20 protein-coding genes are annotated in these 19,254 nt (G+C 56.3%); 10 read left to right on the top strand and 10 right to left on the bottom strand.

Annotation, left to right across the window (positions count from 1 at the left end):
* Nucleotides 1–27 precede the first annotated feature (27 nt).
* Nucleotides 28–387, bottom strand: a complete 360-nt coding sequence (locus CRO33_RS05350; protein WP_097117403.1) for a YbgS-like family protein — start codon at nt 385–387, stop codon at nt 28–30.
* Between the two features lie 294 nt (nt 388–681).
* On the opposite strand from CRO33_RS05350, the gene aroG reads away from it, so the two are divergent.
* Entirely contained in the window at nt 682–1,734 is a 1,053-nt protein-coding gene (gene aroG, locus CRO33_RS05345) for a 3-deoxy-7-phosphoheptulonate synthase AroG (RefSeq protein WP_034821187.1), read from the top strand.
* A gap of 63 nt (nt 1,735–1,797) precedes the next feature.
* Here aroG and gpmA read toward each other — a convergent pair whose 3' ends face one another.
* The 6 genes from gpmA to modE form a co-directional block, all read right to left on the bottom strand.
* Entirely contained in the window at nt 1,798–2,550 is a 753-nt protein-coding gene (gene gpmA, locus CRO33_RS05340) for a 2,3-diphosphoglycerate-dependent phosphoglycerate mutase (RefSeq protein ID WP_034821185.1), read from the bottom strand.
* A 152-nt stretch (nt 2,551–2,702) separates the two neighbouring features.
* The gene (galM, locus tag CRO33_RS05335; RefSeq protein ID WP_097117402.1) at nt 2,703–3,737 is read right to left on the bottom strand and encodes a galactose-1-epimerase; all 1,035 of its coding nucleotides are present in this window, start codon (nt 3,735–3,737) and stop codon (nt 2,703–2,705) included.
* Nucleotides 3,731–4,879 (bottom strand): galactokinase, encoded by a 1,149-nt coding sequence (gene galK, locus CRO33_RS05330; protein ID WP_097117401.1) that lies wholly within the window; start codon nt 4,877–4,879, stop codon nt 3,731–3,733. Before galK ends, galM begins: the two co-directional genes overlap by 7 nt.
* On the bottom strand, nt 4,880–5,923 hold the full coding sequence (galT, locus tag CRO33_RS05325) for a galactose-1-phosphate uridylyltransferase (RefSeq protein ID WP_097117400.1): 1,044 nt from the start codon (nt 5,921–5,923) through the stop codon (nt 4,880–4,882).
* Between the two features lie 304 nt (nt 5,924–6,227).
* Nucleotides 6,228–7,700: a molybdate ABC transporter ATP-binding protein ModF gene (gene modF / locus CRO33_RS05320; RefSeq protein WP_058961619.1), complete on the bottom strand. Its 1,473-nt coding sequence runs from the start codon at nt 7,698–7,700 to the stop codon at nt 6,228–6,230.
* A 76-nt stretch (nt 7,701–7,776) separates the two neighbouring features.
* Nucleotides 7,777–8,559, bottom strand: coding sequence for a molybdenum-dependent transcriptional regulator (modE, locus tag CRO33_RS05315; RefSeq protein ID WP_097117399.1), 783 nt, complete (start codon nt 8,557–8,559; stop codon nt 7,777–7,779).
* A 117-nt stretch (nt 8,560–8,676) separates the two neighbouring features.
* Here modE and CRO33_RS05310 point away from each other — a divergent pair, with 117 nt between their 5' ends.
* From CRO33_RS05310 to modC, 4 genes are all read left to right on the top strand, one after another.
* Nucleotides 8,677–8,835: an AcrZ family multidrug efflux pump-associated protein gene (locus CRO33_RS05310; RefSeq protein ID WP_013508338.1), complete on the top strand. Its 159-nt coding sequence runs from the start codon at nt 8,677–8,679 to the stop codon at nt 8,833–8,835.
* 129 nt (nt 8,836–8,964) lie between these two features.
* Complete coding sequence (gene modA / locus CRO33_RS05305; RefSeq protein ID WP_097117398.1) at nt 8,965–9,738, top strand: molybdate ABC transporter substrate-binding protein; 774 nt, start codon at nt 8,965–8,967, stop codon at nt 9,736–9,738.
* Nucleotides 9,735–10,427, top strand: coding sequence for a molybdate ABC transporter permease subunit (modB, locus tag CRO33_RS05300; protein WP_097117397.1), 693 nt, complete (start codon nt 9,735–9,737; stop codon nt 10,425–10,427). Before modA ends, modB begins: the two co-directional genes overlap by 4 nt.
* Nucleotides 10,427–11,485, top strand: coding sequence for a molybdenum ABC transporter ATP-binding protein ModC (modC, locus tag CRO33_RS05295; RefSeq protein ID WP_097117396.1), 1,059 nt, complete (start codon nt 10,427–10,429; stop codon nt 11,483–11,485). The genes modB and modC overlap by 1 nt, the downstream gene beginning before the upstream one ends.
* 154 nt (nt 11,486–11,639) lie before the next feature.
* Here the strand turns inward: modC and CRO33_RS05290 are convergent, their stop codons facing one another.
* Nucleotides 11,640–12,458, bottom strand: a complete 819-nt coding sequence (locus CRO33_RS05290; RefSeq protein WP_097117395.1) for a pyridoxal phosphatase — start codon at nt 12,456–12,458, stop codon at nt 11,640–11,642.
* A 149-nt stretch (nt 12,459–12,607) separates the two neighbouring features.
* On the opposite strand from CRO33_RS05290, the gene pgl reads away from it, so the two are divergent.
* Complete coding sequence (gene pgl / locus CRO33_RS05285) at nt 12,608–13,603, top strand: 6-phosphogluconolactonase (RefSeq protein WP_097117588.1); 996 nt, start codon at nt 12,608–12,610, stop codon at nt 13,601–13,603.
* A gap of 34 nt (nt 13,604–13,637) precedes the next feature.
* Here pgl and CRO33_RS05280 read toward each other — a convergent pair whose 3' ends face one another.
* Both CRO33_RS05280 and bioA read right to left on the bottom strand, forming a co-directional pair.
* Nucleotides 13,638–14,114 carry a kinase inhibitor gene (locus tag CRO33_RS05280; RefSeq protein ID WP_034821147.1) on the bottom strand — a complete coding sequence of 159 codons (477 nt, stop codon included), beginning with the start codon at nt 14,112–14,114 and terminating at the stop codon, nt 13,638–13,640.
* A gap of 70 nt (nt 14,115–14,184) precedes the next feature.
* Complete coding sequence (bioA, locus tag CRO33_RS05275) at nt 14,185–15,477, bottom strand: adenosylmethionine--8-amino-7-oxononanoate transaminase (protein WP_097117394.1); 1,293 nt, start codon at nt 15,475–15,477, stop codon at nt 14,185–14,187.
* 88 nt (nt 15,478–15,565) lie between these two features.
* Between bioA and bioB the strand changes: the two genes are divergently transcribed.
* From bioB to bioD, 4 genes are read left to right on the top strand one after another with little or no spacing between them, the layout of a single operon-like run.
* Nucleotides 15,566–16,597 carry a biotin synthase BioB gene (bioB, locus tag CRO33_RS05270; RefSeq protein WP_034821141.1) on the top strand — a complete coding sequence of 344 codons (1,032 nt, stop codon included), beginning with the start codon at nt 15,566–15,568 and terminating at the stop codon, nt 16,595–16,597.
* On the top strand, nt 16,597–17,748 hold the full coding sequence (gene bioF, locus CRO33_RS05265; RefSeq protein ID WP_097117393.1) for an 8-amino-7-oxononanoate synthase: 1,152 nt from the start codon (nt 16,597–16,599) through the stop codon (nt 17,746–17,748). Before bioB ends, bioF begins: the two co-directional genes overlap by 1 nt.
* Nucleotides 17,732–18,487: a malonyl-ACP O-methyltransferase BioC gene (bioC, locus tag CRO33_RS05260; RefSeq protein WP_097117391.1), complete on the top strand. Its 756-nt coding sequence runs from the start codon at nt 17,732–17,734 to the stop codon at nt 18,485–18,487. Before bioF ends, bioC begins: the two co-directional genes overlap by 17 nt.
* Complete coding sequence (bioD, locus tag CRO33_RS05255) at nt 18,484–19,158, top strand: dethiobiotin synthase (RefSeq protein WP_097117388.1); 675 nt, start codon at nt 18,484–18,486, stop codon at nt 19,156–19,158. Before bioC ends, bioD begins: the two co-directional genes overlap by 4 nt.
* Nucleotides 19,159–19,254 lie beyond the last annotated feature (96 nt).

Here is a 19,254-nt window from a genome sequence, read left to right as displayed (position 1 = left end):
CCCTCCCTTTGCGTGACTAAAAAAAGATTACTGTGAAGTGCCGTCAGTTTTCTTGTTGACGTCTCCGCCACCTTCCTTCGTTTCAACTTTTTTATTCACATCCGGGCATTTACCATCTTTACACATGGTATTTTTGTGAACTTCTTCAGCGGACATATTGCTGGAATCAGTGCCGGAAGTCGCCGCACTGTTAGTATTAGTGCTGCCATTATTGATTTTGCTGTTATCAACATTATTCGGTGGCAGATTCTGTTTAGCGCCACCTGCAGCCGCGCCAGCTTCCGCTGAGGCATTCGCTTCACCATTATTATTCGCTGCAGCCATTGCTGCACCGCTGCCCAGGGTCATCGCTGCCGTCAGAAAGATAATTGCAAACTTATTCATCATTATGCTCCTTTAATCGATGGAGAGTTGCCGTCAAACACCACGGGTGTTGAGTGACGAAAATAACGTACCGTGACGGAATATAATTCCATCGTTAACGCTTCGCTTAAAAATTAAATATCGCAAGAACCTCATTCCTCAGTGCTTACGTTTAAAAAGCTTAGTTCATGAGCGTATAAATGCAAATTTCACAGAAGCATTTACGCGAGCGTGGAATTTACACTCGCAGCCTGAAGGGATACATTTAACGGGTTGCGCCCGGCGTACGCGGGGCCAGAAATTTGAATGGAATTATGTATGGATTATCAGAACGACGATTTACGCATCAGAGAAATCAAAGAATTATTACCGCCTGTTGCTTTGCTCGAAAAATTCCCCGCTACCGATAAAGCCGCTGAAACCGTTGCTCAGGCACGTCAGGCGATTCACCGCATTCTGCACGGTCAGGACGATCGTCTGCTGGTGGTGATCGGTCCTTGCTCAATCCACGATACCGAAGCCGCTAAAGAGTATGCGAGCCGTCTGCTGACGCTGCGTGACGAGTTGAAAGGCGAGCTGGAAGTGGTCATGCGTGTTTATTTCGAAAAACCGCGTACCACGGTGGGCTGGAAAGGGCTGATCAACGATCCGTTTATGGATGGCAGCTTCCAGATCAACGATGGCCTGCGTCTGGCGCGTAAGCTGCTGGTGGACATCAACGACATCGGTCTGCCAGCGGCAGGCGAGTTCCTTGATATGATCACCCCACAATATATGGCGGATCTGATGAGCTGGGGCGCGATTGGTGCGCGTACCACTGAATCCCAGGTGCATCGTGAACTCTCTTCCGGTTTATCTTGCCCGGTCGGCTTCAAAAACGGCACCGATGGCACCATCAAAGTGGCCATCGACGCGATTGGTGCCGCCAGCGCGCCGCACTGCTTCCTCTCTGTTACCAAATTCGGTCATTCGGCGATTGTCGAAACCAGCGGTAACGAAGATTGCCATATCATTTTGCGCGGCGGTAAAGAGCCGAACTACAGTGCAGAGCACGTGGCTGCGGTGAAAACCGGACTGGAGAAAGCCGGCTTGCGTCCGCAGGTGATGATCGACTTTAGCCATGCCAACAGCAGCAAGCAGTTCCAGCGTCAGATGGTTGTAGCTGATGACGTGGCACAGCAGATCGCGGGCGGTGAGCAGGCGATTACTGGCGTGATGATCGAGAGCCATCTGGTGGAAGGGAATCAGAGCCTCGACAGCGGTAAAGAGCTGGTTTACGGCCAGAGCGTCACAGATGCCTGCATCGGCTGGGAAGACACCGAGAAAGCCTTGCGTCAACTGGCGCAGGCGATCAAACAACGCCGCGGCTAATTGCTTAACGCGCAATAAAAAAGGCCAGACTCGCGTCTGGCCTTTTTGTTTTTAAGCCGGGAATTACTTGGCTTTACCCTGGTTAGCCACGGCTGCAGCTTTCGCGGCAATCTCGTCGGCATCACCCAGGTAGTAACGCTTCAGCGGTTTGAAGTTCTCATCGAACTCATACACCAACGGCACGCCAGTTGGGATGTTCAGTTCGAGGATTTCATCTTCGCTAAGGTTATCGAGGTATTTTACCAACGCACGCAGTGAGTTACCGTGTGCTGCAATGATCACTTTCTCACCGCTTTTGATGCGCGGCAGAATGCTTTCATTCCAGTAAGGAATAACACGTTCGATGGTCAGTGCCAGGCTCTCGGTGGTTGGCAGCTGTGCGTCGGTCAGTGATGCGTAACGTGGGTCATGGCCCGGGAAACGCTCATCCGCACGATCCAGTTCTGGTGGGGTGATGGCAAAGCCACGACGCCACTGTTTTACCTGATCGTCGCCGTATTTGGCGGCGGTTTCAGCTTTATCCAGACCCTGCAGCGCACCGTAGTGACGCTCGTTCAGACGCCAGGTTTTCTCAACCGGCAGCCACGCCTGATCCAGCTCATCCAGCACGTTCCACAGGGTGTGGATGGCGCGTTTCAGCACTGAGGTATAAGCGAAATCAAACACGAAACCTTCTTTCTTCAGCAGCTGACCGGCTGCTTTGGCTTCGGTGCGACCTTTGTCTGACAGATCCACGTCATACCATCCGGTGAAGCGGTTTTCCTGGTTCCACTGGCTTTCGCCGTGTCGCACCAGAACCAGCTTAGTTACGGCCATAGCTTAACTCCTTAATGCTTGATGTTTCGATGATTATAGAAACCGGCTGCGGCCACCTGAAAAGCGGCACACTGATAGCGCCATACCATAGCGGAAAACAACGCACGGCGTAAGCCTGTCGCTAACGCAGTGCGCGTTTTTCATCCGCTGGCTTACTGCGGTGTGAAGCGATAACGCGTCACAGACTGCCAGCGATCGCCGGGTTGCAGCCAGCAATCAGGCTGCGGCCACTCGGTATGGTTGGGCGAATCCGGTAAAAATTCACTCTCCAACGCGATGCCCTGGAAAGCAGTATAGCTGCCCTGTTCACGGGCGCGTGTTCCATCCAGATAGTTGCCGGAGTAGAACTGCAGCGCCGGTGCGGCGGTAAACACGGTCAGCGCCAGTTTGCCATCGGCCGACCACAGTTCGGCGGCGGGCTGAGTGCTGTCGCCAGCGGTGCTGAGCAGAAACGCGTGGTCATAGCCTTTCACCGCTTTTTGATCGTCATCGGCGAGGAAGTCATCCATCACACACTTCGGTTGATTGAAATCGAAGCTGGTGCCGGCCACGGCTTTCAGTGGCGCGTTAGGGATGCCTTCGCTATCGACCGGTAAGTAACGATCCGCGTGCAGTTGTAAGCGATGCTGGCGTGCATCGCCATGATGCGCGTCAAGATTGAAGTAAGCATGGTTGGTGAGGTTCACCGGGCAGGGCTTGTCGGTCTGCGCGTCATAGGTGATCGACAGGCAGTTATCATCGTCAAGATGGTAAATCACATCGGCAATCAGGTTGCCGGGAAAACCCTGATCGCCATCGGGTGAATCGATACGATAGTGCACTTCGGTCTCGCTCTGGCTGACAATTTGCCAGCGGCGCTTATCGAAGCCTTCCGGTCCGCCGTGCAGTTGATGCGCACCCTGATTAGCGGCCAGCAGCAGATTTAGCGGCTTAAGCTCAGCCGAAGCGATGCGGTTGGCGTAGCGGCCAACGGTCGCACCCAGGTAAGCATCCTGATGCAGATAATCCGATGGTGTGGCGCAGCCGAGCAGCGCTTCACGTACGCTGCCATCCTGCATCGGCACGCGCGCGGAGAGCCAGGTCGCGCCCCAATCCATAAAAGTGACCACCATGCCGTTGCGATTGCGCAGCACGGTCATGCGCCACGGTTGCCCGTCTGGCGCATGAGAGTTGACGTCGCTTACCATTGGCCTGCTCCTGCTGACGCTTTGCACACGTAGAAGGTTTCTTTGATGCCGGTCTGCGCTTCGTATTTTTCGGCAACCGCGGCTTTCACCTGATCCACCAGTTCGGTTGGCATCAGTGCCACGATGCAGCCGCCAAAACCGCCGCCGGTCATGCGCACGCCGCCACGCGGACCGATTTCAGCCTTAACGATCTCAACCAGCTGATCGATAGGCGGAACGGTGATTTCAAAATCATCACGCATTGAGGCGTGGGATTCAGCCATCAGTTCACCCATGCGCTTCAGATCGCCACTGCTCAGCGCATCGGCGGCTTCCAGCGTACGGGCATTTTCGGTGATGACATGGCGTACACGTTTTGCCACCAGCGCATCCAGCTGCGATTCCGACGCGGCAAACTCTTCCAGCGTGACATCGCGCAGCGCCGGTTTGTTGAAGAAGCGTGCACCGGTTTCGCACTGCTCACGGCGGGTGTTGTACTCGCTGCCCACCAGGCTGCGGCGGAAGTTGGAGTTGATGATCACCACCGCGACATCTTCCGGCATCGAGACGGCGCGTGTGCCGAGTGTGCGGCAGTCCAGCAGCATGGCGTGATCGGGCTGACCCAGCGCGGAAATCAGCTGGTCCATGATGCCGCAGTTGCAGCCGACGAACTGGTTTTCCGCTTCCTGACCGTTAACCGCGATGGCTGCACCATCCAGCTTCAGCTGATACAGCTGCTGGAATACGGTGCCGACTGCCACTTCCAGCGACGCCGATGAACTCAGACCTGCACCCTGTGGCACGTTGCCGCTGATCACCAGATCCGCGCCGCCGAAACTCGCATCACGCTGCTGCAGGTGTTTCACCACGCCGCGTACGTAGTTGGCCCACATCGGCTCTTTTAACGCTTCAATCGGCGCATCCAGTGAGAAGCTGTCCTGTTGATTGTCATAATCAACAGCAACCACGCGCACCTGGCGGTCGTCACGTTTGGCGCAGGCAATCACCGTCTGGTAATCAATGGCGCACGGCAGCACGAAGCCGTCGTTGTAATCGGTGTGCTCACCAATCAGATTCACGCGGCCCGGCGCCTGAATGCTGTGCGTCGGTTGATAGCCAAAGGTGTCAGCGAAAACCTGTTGAGTAGTGGACTTTAATGACATTTATTGCGCCTCGCGGAAATGGATATCGCTGACAGAACGCAGACGTTCTGCTGCCTGTTCCGCCGTTAAATCACGTTGGGTTTCGGCCAGCATTTCATAGCCAACCATAAATTTGCGCACCGTGGCTGAACGCAGCAGCGGTGGATAGAAGTGGGCATGCAGCTGCCAGTGATCGTTGGCTTCGCCGTTAAACGGCGCGCCGTGCCAGCCCATTGAGTAGGGGAAGGAGCACTGGAACAGGTTGTCATAGCGGCTGGTGAGCTGTTTAAGCGCTAGCGCCAGATCGCTGCGCTGAGCAGCGGTCAAGTCTGTGATGCGTTTGATGTGGGCTTTTGGCAGCAGCAGGGTTTCAAACGGCCACGCCGCCCACCATGGCACCACGGCCAGCCAGTGTTCGGTTTCTACCACGGTGCGGCTGCCATCTTTCAGCTCGCGTGCGGCGTAATCCACCAGCATCGGCGAACCTTTTTCGTCAAAGTAGCGGCGCTGATTATCATCTTCTTTTTGCACTTCATTAGGCAGAAAACTGTTAGCCCAGATCTGGCCGTGCGGATGGGGATTTGAGCAGCCCATCGCTGCGCCTTTGTTCTCAAACACCTGCACCCATGGATAGTGCTGACCGAGATCGGCGGTCTGCTCTTGCCAGGTGCGCACAATATCTTCCAGTCCACTGAGCGGCAGTTCCGGCAGCGTTTTACTGTGGTCAGGTGAGAAGCAAATTACTCGGCTGGTGCCGCGTGCGCTCTCACAGCGCATCAGCAGATCGTCGCTTTGCGGCGCATCGGGTGTATCGGTCATCAGCGCGGCAAAGTCGTTGGTGAAAACATAGGTGGTTTTATAATCGGGGTTTTTATCCCCGGTGATGCGGGTGTTGCCGGCACACAGGAAGCAATCAGGATCATGCGCAGGCAGTTGTTCCAGCGCAGGCGTTTCCTGTGCACCCTGCCACGGACGCTTGGCACGATGCGGTGAGACCAACACCCACTGATCGATCAATGGGTTATAACGGCGATGCGGATGATCAACCGGATTAAATTTTTCCATAACGAGTCCTGGTAAACGGCAAACGGATCAAAATCACTGCGATCAAGGTAGCACAAAGGCCAGCCCCAAAGCGTGATCCAGTCTGGATAAATGGTATCGTTTACACAAGGTGACGATTCTCATTTTGTGGGGTTAAAGCGCGCGTTTGCTGAAATACCAGGCGAGTAAATGGTAGCGGTTACATCAGCTATTCAATGAGGTGCATACCAATGCACACACGACAATGTAAAAGGGTTTAGCTGGCGACCGGATTGAAGCATAAATATGCCCCTACGATGCAGGGGCGGTGTGGATGACAACGAGGTTAGCGCAAATCATCCTGCTGGAATCCGTACCCTTCATCCTGCTTCACAAAGCTCAGGCGATGAGTAATACACTGCGGCGCATCTTCGGCATGGTGTGAGACAAACAGTAACTGCGTTCGTCCTTCACCAATCAGCACATCAACAAAGCGGCGCACCAGCTGGCGGTTAATCGGATCCAATCCCTGCAGCGGCTCATCCAGAATCAACAAGGTAGGGTGTTTGACCAGCGCACGTGCAATCAGCACCAGGCGCTGCTGGCCCCATGACAAACCGTGGAACGGCGCATCGGCCAGATGATTGTCCATACCCAATAAGGCCAGCCACTGGCGCGCCAGCGCTTTCTGCCGATCCGAAGCGGGTTGATACAAGCCGATCGAATCGAAAAAGCCGGACAGCACCACGGTGCGCACGTTACAGCTGACGCGATAATCGAGATGCAAACTGCTGCTGACGTAACCAATGTGCTGTTTGATGTCCCAAATGGTTTCACCGCTGCCGCGACGAATACCAAACAGAGTTAAATCGTTGCTGTAGCCTTGCGGATGATCGCCAGTCACCAGGCTTAACAGAGTGGATTTACCCGCGCCGTTGGGCCCCACAATTTGCCAGTGCTCGCCGGGATTCACCTGCCAGCTCAGCCCATCGATCACCGCTTTATCGTTATACGACACCACGCCATTCCGCAGAATCACGCGTGGCGCGTCTTCTGCCAGCTGCGGCAACTGATCCGGTGCATCCGCTTCTGGCAACGCCATGCCGTCGAGTTTCTCACTGTGTGCCAGTTGCGCCACCAGTGCTTCTGCCAGTATCGCCTGGCGTTCGCCCACGTGGGTCAGGGTGCACTCGGCGAGTACTCCGACCTGCTGCACAAAGTCAGGAATATCGTCAAAGCGGTTGAGCACCAGCACCACGGTAAAGCCATGCTGGTGCAGATCGCTCAGCGTCTCCGCCAGGCTGGCGCGCGAGGCGACATCTAACCCATCGAAAGGCTCATCGAGAATCAATAAATCGGGCTGCGCCATCAGCGCCTGGCACAGCAAGGTTTTGCGCGTCTCGCCGGTGGAGAGGTATTTGAAGCGGCGATCGAGCAGATAAGTGATACCAAACTGCTGGGCCAGCGCCTGACAGCGCGCCTCATCTTTCACTTCATCCTGAATGATCTGTGCGGCAGTGCGACCGGTATCGTCTTCGCCTTCACTCAACAGATCGGTGTTATTGCGTTCCCACTCCTGCGCCACCAGCTTTTGCAGCTGCTCCAGCGAGAGGCGCGTGCGACGCTGAAAGTCCTGAGTAACCGCGCCTTTACCCGGCGAGAGTTCACCAGAAAGTGCGCGCGCCAGGGAGGATTTACCGCTGCCGTTGGCGCCGACAAAGGCCCAGCTTTCGCCGCTTTTGAGAGTCAGATCGTTGAGGGACAGTGCTCGGGTGTCGCTAAGGTGAAATATGCCTTGCGAAATTTGCAATGAAGCCATGATTCATTCCGTTTTATGCATCGTGTTACTCAGTTGTAGCGAGCGACGCAGACGAAGTCAAATCATGGCCTGGTTTTCAGAGCAGTGTGGCGATGATGGCGTGTTCCGCATTAAAACTGGCGGTTACTCTGTCGCCCGGCTGCAGATTCTGCTGTTGCACCTGCGCGTTGTTCACCGTCGCGCACAGGGTTTCACCGCTCGGCAATGTCATCAACACTTCGCTCACCTGTTCACCTGGCTCGATGGCGCTGATCGTTACCTGCAATTGATTATCGCTGTTTACCGCATCCCGGCTCACCTGAATCCACGGTGCTTTGATCAGCACCAGCACCTCTTTGCCACTGTCGAGCTGCAGACGTTCGGCACTGCGTTCGGTGATTGCCACCTGCAAACGCGTGACGCCGTCGGCCAGCTGAACCTCAATGTGCTGCTGCACCTGATGGTGATCGCGCGCCATCACCGTGCCAAATAGCTGATTACGTGCGCTGGTTTGCAGGGAGAAACGCGCAATCGCTGCCAGCAGGCTGTCGAGCGGCAGGCTGTCGTTTTGCAGCGCATCAAAGGCTTTCTGCTGGATCTGCTCCATCAGGTGAAACAGCTGAATCAGACGCTCGCCATAGCGTGTCAGCTGCGCACCTCCGCCGCCTTTGCCTCCGGTGGCGCGGTCGACTAAGGTTTGATCAGCCATTTGGTTCATATCGTTGATGGCGTCCCAGGCACTTTTGTAGCTGATGCCAGCCAATTTAGCGCCCTGGCTGATGGAGCCGGTTTCCTGCACGCGTTTCAGCAGTTCGATGCGGCGTGGGTCGGCAAACAGCTTCTGCTGAAGACGAATGTGAAGAGAAAGTTCTGCCTGCATGTCAGCTCCTTAAGTGAGTACGACAAGTGTAAGGCCAAAAGTAAAAGCACGAAAAGGGCAGTGCGTTTTTTTCCCTAACCGTTACAATCACTTTTTTATTTTCTGCGTGAGGTTTCCATGCTGGAACTGCTTAAAAGCCTGGCTGTGGCTGTCATCATGGTGCCAATTGTGATGGCCATTATGCTCGGTCTGATTTACGGCTTGGGTGAAGTGTTCAACGTCATCTCCAAATTTGGCCGCCGCGACGATCGTCCTGCCAACAGCTCGCAACACTGATTTTACAAGCGCCCGCACTCAGCGGGCGTTTTTTCTTTAACTTCCCCTCAATCCTGCCGATATTAAGTTCATGACAGCATTTGTCCCTGCGTTGTATTATCGAATATATAACGTAACAAGGAGTAAAAAATGCTGAAAATCAATTACCGCTGGGCTGCTGTTACCGTACTGACTGTTTCCATGGCCGGTCACGCCGTGGCGGCAGAGAAGATCACCGTGTTTGCTGCGGCATCGTTAACCAATGCGATGCAGGATATTGCCACGCAATATCAGAAAAAGAGCGGCGTTGAAGTGGTATCGTCCTTCGCCTCTTCATCCACTTTGGCACGCCAGATTGAACAGGGCGCGCCGGCCGATCTGTTTATCTCTGCTGATCAGCAGTGGATGGACTATGCGGTGGATAAAAAGAGTGTGGTGGAAAACACCCGCTACACCTTGTTGGGCAATGATTTAGTATTAGTGGCACCGAAAAGCGACAGCGCAAAAGCGGTCACTATCAATGCAAAAACTGACTGGAAAAGTTTGCTGAAAGGCGAACGTCTGGCGGTGGGCGATCCGGATCATGTCCCGGCCGGGATTTATGCCAAAGAAGCGCTGCAAAAGCTGGGCGCGTGGGATACGGTGTCGCCGCAGCTTGCACCGGCTAACAACGTCCGTGCCGCATTGGCGCTGGTCGAACGCAATGAATCACCGTATGGCATCGTGTACGGTTCTGATGCGGTTGCCAGTGACAAAGTGCAGGTAGTAGGACGCTTCCCGGACGATAGCCACAAGCCAGTGGAATATCCGATGGCGGTGGTAAAAGATCATCAGAACGCAACGGTTGAAGCCTTCTACAAATATTTGCAGGGGCCGGACGCCGCTGCTGTGTTTAAACAGTATGGATTTGCGCCGAAGAAATGATACTCAGTGATCCCGAATGGCAGGCCGTTTTTCTCAGCTTAAAAGTCTCCAGCGTAGCGGTGCTGTTTAGTTTGCCGTTTGGCATCATGATGGCCTGGATTCTGGCACGTTGCCGGTTTCCAGGTAAAACCTTACTCGACAGTCTTATCCATTTGCCGCTGGTATTGCCACCGGTGGTGGTGGGATATCTGTTGCTGATTGCACTGGGCCGACGTGGATTCATCGGCGAGTGGCTTTACGACTGGTTCGGTTTCACCCTGGCCTTTAGCTGGCGTGGGGCGGTACTGGCTTCGGCCGTGATGGCTTTTCCGCTGATGGTGCGGGCGATTCGTCTGGCACTGGAAGCGGTGGATACCAAACTGGAACAGGCAGCACGCACGCTCGGTGCCGGTCGCTGGCGCGTGTTCTTCACTATCACCTTGCCGCTTACGCTACCGGGCATCATTGTCGGCACCGTTCTCGCTTTCGCCCGTTCACTGGGTGAGTTTGGCGCCACCATCACTTTCGTTTCGAATATCCCCGGCGAGACACGCACCATTCCCTCGGCGATGTTCACCCTGATTGAAACCCCCGGCGCAGAAGGCACTGCCGCACGCTTGTGTGCGGTGGCCATTGCGCTGGCGCTGTTATCTTTGGTGGCCTCTGAGCTGTTGGCACGTTGGGGCCGTAAGCGGCTGGGGGCAGCCTGATGCTTAATCTCAATATTTCCCAGTTGCTGGGCGATCACCAACTGGACGTCAACGTGCAGGTTCCCGGCAGCGGCATTACGGCTGTTTTTGGTGTATCCGGTGCGGGCAAAACGTCGCTGATCAACGCGATTGGCGGTTTGACACAGCCACAAAGCGGCCAGATTCAGCTCAACGATCGTCTGCTGTTTGATTCGGCGACGCAGGTCAATCTGCCGCCGGAAAAACGCCGCGTTGGCTATGTGTTCCAGGACGCTCGGCTGTTTCCGCACTATCGGGTGCGCGGCAATTTGCAATATGGCATGGCTGCGGCCATGAAGCCGCAGTTTAACGCGCTGGTGGCATTACTGGGCCTTGAGCCTCTGCTGAGCCGTTTTCCGGCCTCGTTGTCAGGCGGCGAGAAACAACGTGTGGCGATTGGCCGCGCGCTGCTCACCGCGCCAGATATTTTGTTGATGGATGAGCCGCTGGCGTCGCTGGATTTACCACGCAAGCGCGAATTGATGCCATATTTGCAAAAGCTGGCGAAACAGGTCGATATTCCGATTCTTTATGTCTCGCACAGCCTGGATGAAATTCTGCAACTGGCGGACAACGTGCTGGTGCTCGACAACGGCAAAGTCAAAGCCTTTGGTTCGCTGGAGAAGGTGTGGAGCAGTGCAGCCATGCGCCCGTGGCTGCCGATAGCCGATCGCAGCAGCGTGCTCAGAGTGCAGGTGCTGGAACAGCATCCCGATTACCCGATGACGGCACTCTCTTTAGGGGATCAGCATATCTGGGTAAGCCGTGTGAACCAGCCGCTGAAAACGGCACTGCGTATTCGTATCGCGTCCGGTGATGTGTCACTGGCCTTGCAGCCGCCGCAAAACACCTCGGTGCGCAATATCCTGCCGGCTCAGGTGGTCGAGTTATTGGAGATTGACGATCAGGTGGAAGTGAAGTTGCGCATTGGCATTAGCGAACTGTGGGCGCGAATTTCGCCGTGGGCGCGAGATGAGCTGGGGATCCGGCCCGATCAATGGCTGTATGCGCAAATTAAGAGTGTGGCGATCACGGCTTGACCTTAGGGTCATCAAGGGCGATCAGACAAAATGTGTGCGATGTGCGGATGAAAGCACCCGGTGTGACCCTCATTATTAACAATCAGGTGCAGCAGCGGCCACACCTTAAGCATTCGCAAGGTGCGCCCTGATGCGCACCGCGAACATCCTGTACTTACAGGACTTCCTGATAAATCACTTCGGCAATACCTGGCTCCAGATTGGTGCCAATCACCTTTTTGCTGCGCGCTTTAATCGCCTCATCAGCATTGCCCATCGCCACGCCTAAACCGACCTGTTCCAGCATGCTGAGATCGTTGTAGTTATCGCCGAACGCCAGCACATCCTGCATGCTGAAGCCCTGGCTCTCTACCCACTGTGCCAGACGCTTGCCTTTGCTGTTGCCCGCCTGAGCGATATCAACCTGATCGTGCCATGACCACTCACACGCCAGGCCGAGTTCGGCTTCAGTGCGTTCAGCAAACTGCTGCAATGCACGGGTGTCAGGGTGGGAAAGAGCGAACTTCCAGATGGATTGCGCATCCAGCGCCGCCTGCGCCAGGCTTGGCACCTGCAGGAACAGAGGACGCTGCGCTTCCGGCAGGGATTGTGCCCAGTTCAGGGTGCGGGTCACATGACCTGTCGGCTCCTGGTACAGCATGGCATCATCGACATACAGCAGGCCGTGAATGTTCTCCTGATCGAGCATCTCAATCACGCGGCTCGCCTGGCTTTTTTCCAGCGGATCGGAAGCCAATACCTTTTTCGCCTGATAATCGTACAAGTAGGTGCCGTTACAGCAGATTGCGGGTGTATCCAACTGCAGCGCCTGATAAAAAGGATGAATGGCGCAGTGGTGGCGACCGGTCACAATCAGCACTTTGACTCCCGCCTGTTGTGCGCGGGCTAAAGCTTCGATCGATTCAGGCAAAATGGTTTTTGTGGGGGTCAGCAGGGTGCCGTCAAGGTCAAGGGCGATTACGCGGTAGCTCATTACACTTTCCGTCCGGGAGTTAGCAAAGCATTGAGTCTACACCCGGCAGCGGCCCTGAGACAAAAAACAGGGCACAAATGAATCCAGCGCGGCAGAATGAAACGCGCTACAGTTATCCCTTTCATCAGGCAGCGAATAAGGAAAAACGCATGAAACAAGTCGTGTATACCGCCAGTCCCGAGAGCCAGCAGATCCATGCGTGGCAGTTGCAGGAAGATGGCGCACTGACGTTATTGCAGGTCACGGATGTGGCCGGTCAGGTGCAGCCGATGGTGGTGAGCCCGAAGAAAGATTTCCTCTATGTCGGTGTTCGTCCGAATTTTCGCGTATTAGCGTATCGCATTGCGGCCGACGGTTCTCTGAGTCTGGCGGGTGAAGCGCCACTGCCGGGCAGCCCAACGCATATTTCGACCGATCGCCAGGGTAAATTCCTGTTCTGCGGTTCTTACAATGATGCATGCGTCAGCATCAGCCCGATCGACAGCGATGGTTTGCCGCAAGCCCCAAGCCAGGTGATTGGCGGCATGGATGGCTGCCATTCAGCCAATATCGATCTCAGCAACCAAACGCTGTTTGTGCCAGCACTGAAGCAGGATCGTATTTGCCTGTTCCAGCTTAACGCCGATGGCACTCTGGCACCGCGCGAGCAAGCACAGGTCACCACAGTTGAAGGTGCGGGTCCGCGCCATATGGCATTCCATCCAAATGGCGCGTACGGCTATGTGGTGAATGAACTTGATAGCACCGTGGATGTGTGGGCACTGAACAACGTGCATGGTCAGGTTGAGCGTGTGCAGAGTCTGGATATGATGCCAAAAGATTTCAGCGACACGCGCTGGGCGGCTGATATCCATATCACGCCAGACGGCCGTTTCCTCTACGCCTGTGACCGAACCAGCAGCACCATTACCGCATTTAGCATCAGCGAAGATGGTTCAGTGCTGGCGATTGAAGGTTATCAGCCAACCGAAACCCAGCCGCGCGGCTTCAATATTGATAACAGCGGTCAGTATCTGGTGGCGGCAGGACAGAAGTCGCACCATATCGAAGTCTACAAGATTGCCGATCGCGGTCTGTTGCAACCGCTGGCGCGTTACGCGGTGGGACAAGGCCCGATGTGGGTGGTGATTCACGCACTGGATTGATGATAAAACGGCGCCATTCGGCGCCGTTCTCATTTTAAGAATACAGAACTGTGATCGACGCGCTTGCCAGTGCATGGAAGTGCACATTAAAGCCGACCATGGCGCCGCTCGCGCCGGCGTCGACATCAATCTTATCGGTGTCCATCGCGTGCACAGTAAAGATATAGCGATGCGGATCACCCTGTGGTGGTGCTGCGCCACCGTAACCGGTTTGACCGAAGTCGGTACGGGTTTGAATCGCACCCTGCGGCAGCTCGACCACGCCTGAACCGGAACCTTGTGGCAGCTCGGTGACGTCAGCCGGAATATTTGCCACGACCCAGTGCCACCAGCCAGAACCGGTGGGGGCATCCGGATCGAAGCAGGTCACGACAAAGCTCTTTGTCCCTGCAGGCACCTCATCCCACGCCAAATGGGGAGACAGATTGTCACCCTGACGTCCCATCCCATTGAAAACGTGACGTTCGGGCATTTTATCGCCGTCTTTAAAATCCTGGCTAACTACGCGCATGACTTCTCCTTTTTCCGTTGTGCAGTGTGCTCTCCATCATGGTGGAAAACGCGCTCCACTTCCAGTTCGCTTAGGCCAGGAAATGTGCCTCAACGTCCAATGCCGCGCGCACCGCCTGGGTTAACTGCGCCAACTCTGCGGCAGAAATCAGATAAGGTGGCATCAGATAGATCAGCTTGCCGAACGGACGGATCCACACGCCACGTTCGACAAAGAACTGCTGCAGCGCCGCCATATTGACCGGTGAACGCGTTTCAATCACACCAATCGCGCCCAGCACACGCGCATCGGCCACCGCGTGATGTTCACGCAACGGCAGCAGCTCACGACGCAGTTGCTGTTCAATCGCCGCCACCTGCGCAGGCCAAAGTCCCTCGTTGATCATCGTCAGGCTTTCAACGGCCACCGCAGAAGCCAGCGGATTGCCCATAAAGGTCGGGCCATGCATAAAGCAACCTGCCGCACTGCGGCTAATGGTGTCGGCCACTTCGCGCGTGGTCAACGTGGCGGAGAGCGTCATGGTGCCGCCGGTCAGCGCTTTACCGAGGCAGAGAATATCTGGCGTAATCCCGGCGTGTTCACAGGCAAACAGCTTGCCGCTGCGGCCAAAGCCGGTGGCGATTTCATCGGCAATCAGCAGGATACCGTAGCGGTCGCACAGCTCACGCACCTGTTGCAGGTAGCGCGGGTGATAGAAACGCATACCGCCTGCGCCTTGCACAATCGGTTCAAGGATCACCGCGGCAATGTCGCGATGGTGCGTCTCGGCTAACCGGGCGAAATCAGCGAAGTCCGCATCGTTCCACTCGTCATCAAAACCGCACTGCGGCGCAGCGGCAAACAGATGCTCGGGCAGATAGCCGCGCCACAGACTGTGCATCGAATTTTCCGGATCGCACACCGACATCGCGGCAAAAGTATCGCCGTGATAGCCACGTTTTAACGTCAGGAATTTCTGTCGCGTTTCACCGCGCCCCAGCCAGTACTGCAACGCCATTTTCATCGATACTTCAACGGCAATCGACCCCGAATCGGCGAGGAACACGCACTCCAGCGCTTCAGGGGTCATCTCGACCAGTTGACGGCTCAATGCCACTGCCGACGGATGGGTAATGCCGCCAAACATCACGTGCGACATCTGTGCCATTTGTTGCTGCATCGCCTGATTGAGGCGCGGATGGTTATAGCCATGAATCGCTGCCCACCATGACGACATACCGTCGACCAGTTCACGTCCATCGGCCAATTGAAGCTGGCAACCGTGCGCTGCCACCACCGGATAACAGGGCAGGGGATCGCGCATTGACGTATAAGGATGCCAGATATGCTGGCGGTCAAAGTTGAGGTCGTCTTGGGTGAACATCAATCTTGTAAACCATTTTGAAAAGATTTAGTTTACAAGTATAACCACGTTAATCGTCGGGATGAACCCCTTTTTTTTGGAGTAAGCAATGGCAAACCGCTGGACACTGACACAAGCCCAGGCTCTGTTCGATAAACCTTTCCTTGAGCTGATGTTCGAAGCGCAGCAAGTTCACCGTCAGCATTTTGACCCGCGTCAGGTGCAGGTCAGTACGCTGCTGTCGATCAAAACCGGTGCCTGCCCGGAAGATTGTAAATACTGCCCGCAGAGTGCGCGCTACAAAACCGGGCTGGAGTCCGAGCGGCTGATGGAAGTGGAAGCGGTGCTGGAGTCGGCGCGTAAAGCCAAAGCGGCAGGATCGAGCCGCTTCTGCATGGGCGCTGCGTGGAAAAACCCGCACGAACGCGACATGCCGTATCTGGAGCAGATGGTGCAGGGCGTTAAAGCCATGGGCATGGAAACCTGCATGACGCTGGGCACGCTGGATAACACCCAGGCGGAGCGTTTGGCCAGCGCCGGGCTGGATTTCTACAACCACAACCTCGATACCTCGCCGGAATTCTACGGCAGCATCATCACCACGCGCAGCTATCAGGAACGTCTGGATACGCTGGATAAAGTGCGCGGCGCAGGTATCAAAGTCTGCTCTGGCGGCATCGTCGGCCTGGGTGAAACCGTGAAAGATCGTGCTGGCTTGCTGGTGCAGCTGGCGAACCTGCCGACACCGCCAGAAAGCGTGCCAATCAACATGCTGGTGAAAGTCAAAGGCACGCCTCTGGCCGATAACGATGACGTTGAGCCGTTCGACTTTATCCGCACCATCGCCGTGGCGCGCATCATGATGCCATCGTCGCACGTCCGCCTGTCCGCAGGTCGTGAACAGATGAGCGAACAGACGCAGGCGATGTGCTTTATGGCCGGTGCTAACTCGATTTTCTACGGCTGCAAGCTGCTGACCACGCCAAACCCGGAAGAGGACAAAGATCTGATCCTGTTCCGCAAGCTGGGCCTGAATCCAGAACATACCGCCACTACCGCCGGTGATAACGAACAGCAGTATCAGCTCAGTGAGCAGCTGGTGCACGCTGATACCGAGCAGTTCTACAACGCGGCGGTGTGATGGGCTGGTCATCTCGCATCGAACAGGCGCTGGCGGCGCGACGTGATGCCGATGGCTGGCGTCTGCGACGCCGGGTTGAACACAACAGCGTGCGTGAGATAACGCTGGAGGGGCGTTCATACCGTCACTTCTCCAGCAATGATTATCTCGGGCTGAGCCAGCATCCAGCGGTGATTGCGGCCTGGCAACAGGGCGCAGCAGAAGCGGGTGCGGGAGCGGGCGCGTCGGGTCATGTGACGGGCTATAGCCGTCATCATGCGCAGTTAGAAGAGCAACTGGCTGACTGGCTGGGTTACAAGCGTGCGCTGCTGTTTATCTCTGGCTTTGCCGCTAACCAGGCGGTGATCCACCTGCTGGCTGAAAAGCAGGATCGCATTCTTGCTGATAAGCTGGCGCATGCTTCATTACTGGATGCTGCCAGCCACAGCCCGGCCACACTACGCCGCTTTGCGCACAACCAGCCGGAGAGTCTGGCAAAACTGCTGGCTAGCCCGTCGGAAGGCGGTACGCTGGTGGTGACCGAAGGCGTATTCAGCATGGATGGCGACAGCGCACCGCTCGCTTCCCTTGCTGAAGAGACGCGCCGTGCCAACGGCTGGCTGCTGGTGGATGATGCGCACGGCATTGGCGTGCACGGTGAGCAGGGGCGCGGCAGTTGCTGGCAGCAGGGTGTGAAGCCGGAATTGCTGATTGTCACGTTTGGCAAGGGCTTTGGCGTCAGCGGTGCAGCGCTGCTGAGTGACGATGCCACAGCGGATTACGTCGAGCAGTTTTCACGCCATCTGATCTACTCCACCGCGATGCCACCGGCACAGTGTTGTGCGCTGCTGGCGGCGCTGCACCAGATCCAGCAGGGCGATGAACTGCGTGAGCGGCTGAATAGTCATATTGCGCGATTCCGGGCGGGTGCCGCTGATTTGCCCTGGCAACTGATGCCATCAGCCAGTGCTATTCAGCCGTTGATCGTCGGGGAAAACAGCGCGGCGCTGGCGTTGTCACAACGACTGGCACAAGCGGGATGCTGGGTTAGCGCCATTCGGCCGCCAACGGTGCCGCCGGGCACGGCGCGGCTGCGCATTACGCTCACTGCTGCCCATCATAACGACGATATTGATCGTCTGCTGGAGGCGCTGTATGACGCTGCAGGTTAACAAGCAGGCGGTCGCCAAAGCGTTTGGCCGTGCCGCACAGCATTACGAGCAGCATGCCGAGCTGCAACGGCAGAGCGGCGATGCGCTACTGGCGCTGGCACCCGCGGGCTTCGGGCCGCATCTGCTGGATGCGGGCTGTGGCACCGGTTGGTACAGCCGCTACTGGCGCGATCGTGGGCGCGAACTGACGGCGCTGGATCTCTCCAGTGCGATGCTGGACGCCGCGCGTGAGCAGCGCTCGGCGCAGCACTATCTGCAAGGCGATATCGATCATCTGCCGCTGCCGGATGCGTGCGTCGATGGCGTGTGGTGCAATCTGGCGGTGCAGTGGAGCAGCGATCTGCGCCTGGCGTTGCAGCAGTTTTTGCGCGTCACACGGCCGGGTGGCAGCGTGCTGTTCTCAACCTTGCTCGATGGCTCCCTGCATGAAGTGCATGAAGCCTGGGCTCGGTTAGATGGCCGTCAGCACGCCAATCGTTTTCTCAGCGCAGCGCAGTTCTCTGCCGCTCTCACAGGCTTACCGGCGCAGTGCCAGCCGCAGACTATCACGTTGCATTTCCCCAGCGCGCTGAGTGCCATGCGTTCTTTGAAAGGCATTGGTGCTACGCATCTGCACGACGGCCGTGGCGCACAGCCGCTCACACGCTCGCAGCTCACGCAACTGGAGCAGCACTGGCCGCAGGATACGCAGGGTTATCGTCTTAGTTATCACTTGATGTACGGAGTTTTGAGCAAATGACACGCTGGTTTATTACCGGAACGGATACCGAAGTGGGCAAAACGGTCGCCAGTGGCGCACTGTTGCAGGCGGCAAGCGCAGCAGGTTTACGCACCGCAGGATACAAGCCCGTAGCCTCGGGCTGCGAGATCACCCCAGAGGGCGTGCGTAACAGTGATGCGCTGGCGTTGCAGCGCTACAGCAGCCTGGCGCTCAGCTATGAGCAGGTGAATCCACTGGCATTTGTCGAGCCGACGTCACCGCATATTGTCAGCGCGGAAGAGGGCAGGCCGATTGAGTTTTCTGCGCTGTCAGCCGGATTGCGTGCGCTGGAGCAGCAGGCCGAATGGGTATTGGTTGAAGGTGCGGGCGGCTGGTTTACGCCATTATCCGAGACGCAGACCTATGCTGACTGGGTCGAAGCGGAACAACTGCCGGTGATTCTGGTGGTGGGGGTGAAGCTAGGTTGTATTAACCACGCGATGCTGACAGCGGAAGCGGTGAAGGCGCGAGGGTTGCGGTTAGCCGGTTGGATTGCCAATGATATTCAGCCGCCAGGTAAACGACATGCCGAGTACATGGCCACGCTGCGTCAACGTATTGATGCACCGTTCCTCGGTGAAATTCCCTATCTGGACAGCGAAGCACAACAGGCCGAGTGCGGTCAGTATTTAACGTTGCCGCAGTCATGAGCCTGTTTCAGATGCGCATTCATGCGCACTCTACTTCATATCGCCCGTAGGATAGTTATGGATGGCGATTCGATGTCAGGTACGCAACAGTGCGCA

It is taken from the genome of Pantoea sp. GL120224-02, assembly GCF_900215395.1.
GTDB lineage: Bacteria > Pseudomonadota > Gammaproteobacteria > Enterobacterales > Enterobacteriaceae > Pantoea > Pantoea communis.
This window is presented reverse-complemented; position numbering and strand designations above follow the sequence as displayed.

Excerpts from the sequence above, each read along its gene's own strand:
- galT (WP_097117400.1), bottom strand. The coding sequence starts at position 5,923 with ATGGAAAAATTTAATCCGGTTGATCATCCGCATCGCCGTTATAACCCA.
- bioF (WP_097117393.1), top strand. The coding sequence starts at position 16,597 with ATGGGCTGGTCATCTCGCATCGAACAGGCGCTGGCGGCGCGACGTGAT.
- bioD (WP_097117388.1), top strand. The coding sequence starts at position 18,484 with ATGACACGCTGGTTTATTACCGGAACGGATACCGAAGTGGGCAAAACG.
- galK (WP_097117401.1), bottom strand. The coding sequence starts at position 4,879 with ATGTCATTAAAGTCCACTACTCAACAGGTTTTCGCTGACACCTTTGGC.
- bioC (WP_097117391.1), top strand. The coding sequence starts at position 17,732 with ATGACGCTGCAGGTTAACAAGCAGGCGGTCGCCAAAGCGTTTGGCCGT.
- bioB (WP_034821141.1), top strand. The coding sequence starts at position 15,566 with ATGGCAAACCGCTGGACACTGACACAAGCCCAGGCTCTGTTCGATAAA.
- CRO33_RS05280 (WP_034821147.1), bottom strand. The coding sequence starts at position 14,114 with ATGCGCGTAGTTAGCCAGGATTTTAAAGACGGCGATAAAATGCCCGAA.
- modE (WP_097117399.1), bottom strand. The coding sequence starts at position 8,559 with ATGCAGGCAGAACTTTCTCTTCACATTCGTCTTCAGCAGAAGCTGTTT.
- CRO33_RS05310 (WP_013508338.1), top strand. The coding sequence starts at position 8,677 with ATGCTGGAACTGCTTAAAAGCCTGGCTGTGGCTGTCATCATGGTGCCA.
- pgl (WP_097117588.1), top strand. The coding sequence starts at position 12,608 with ATGAAACAAGTCGTGTATACCGCCAGTCCCGAGAGCCAGCAGATCCAT.
- modF (WP_058961619.1), bottom strand. The coding sequence starts at position 7,700 with ATGGCTTCATTGCAAATTTCGCAAGGCATATTTCACCTTAGCGACACC.
- modB (WP_097117397.1), top strand. The coding sequence starts at position 9,735 with ATGATACTCAGTGATCCCGAATGGCAGGCCGTTTTTCTCAGCTTAAAA.
- modC (WP_097117396.1), top strand. The coding sequence starts at position 10,427 with ATGCTTAATCTCAATATTTCCCAGTTGCTGGGCGATCACCAACTGGAC.
- galM (WP_097117402.1), bottom strand. The coding sequence starts at position 3,737 with ATGGTAAGCGACGTCAACTCTCATGCGCCAGACGGGCAACCGTGGCGC.
- aroG (WP_034821187.1), top strand. The coding sequence starts at position 682 with ATGGATTATCAGAACGACGATTTACGCATCAGAGAAATCAAAGAATTA.
- CRO33_RS05290 (WP_097117395.1), bottom strand. The coding sequence starts at position 12,458 with ATGAGCTACCGCGTAATCGCCCTTGACCTTGACGGCACCCTGCTGACC.
- modA (WP_097117398.1), top strand. The coding sequence starts at position 8,965 with ATGCTGAAAATCAATTACCGCTGGGCTGCTGTTACCGTACTGACTGTT.
- bioA (WP_097117394.1), bottom strand. The coding sequence starts at position 15,477 with ATGTTCACCCAAGACGACCTCAACTTTGACCGCCAGCATATCTGGCAT.
- gpmA (WP_034821185.1), bottom strand. The coding sequence starts at position 2,550 with ATGGCCGTAACTAAGCTGGTTCTGGTGCGACACGGCGAAAGCCAGTGG.
- CRO33_RS05350 (WP_097117403.1), bottom strand. The coding sequence starts at position 387 with ATGATGAATAAGTTTGCAATTATCTTTCTGACGGCAGCGATGACCCTG.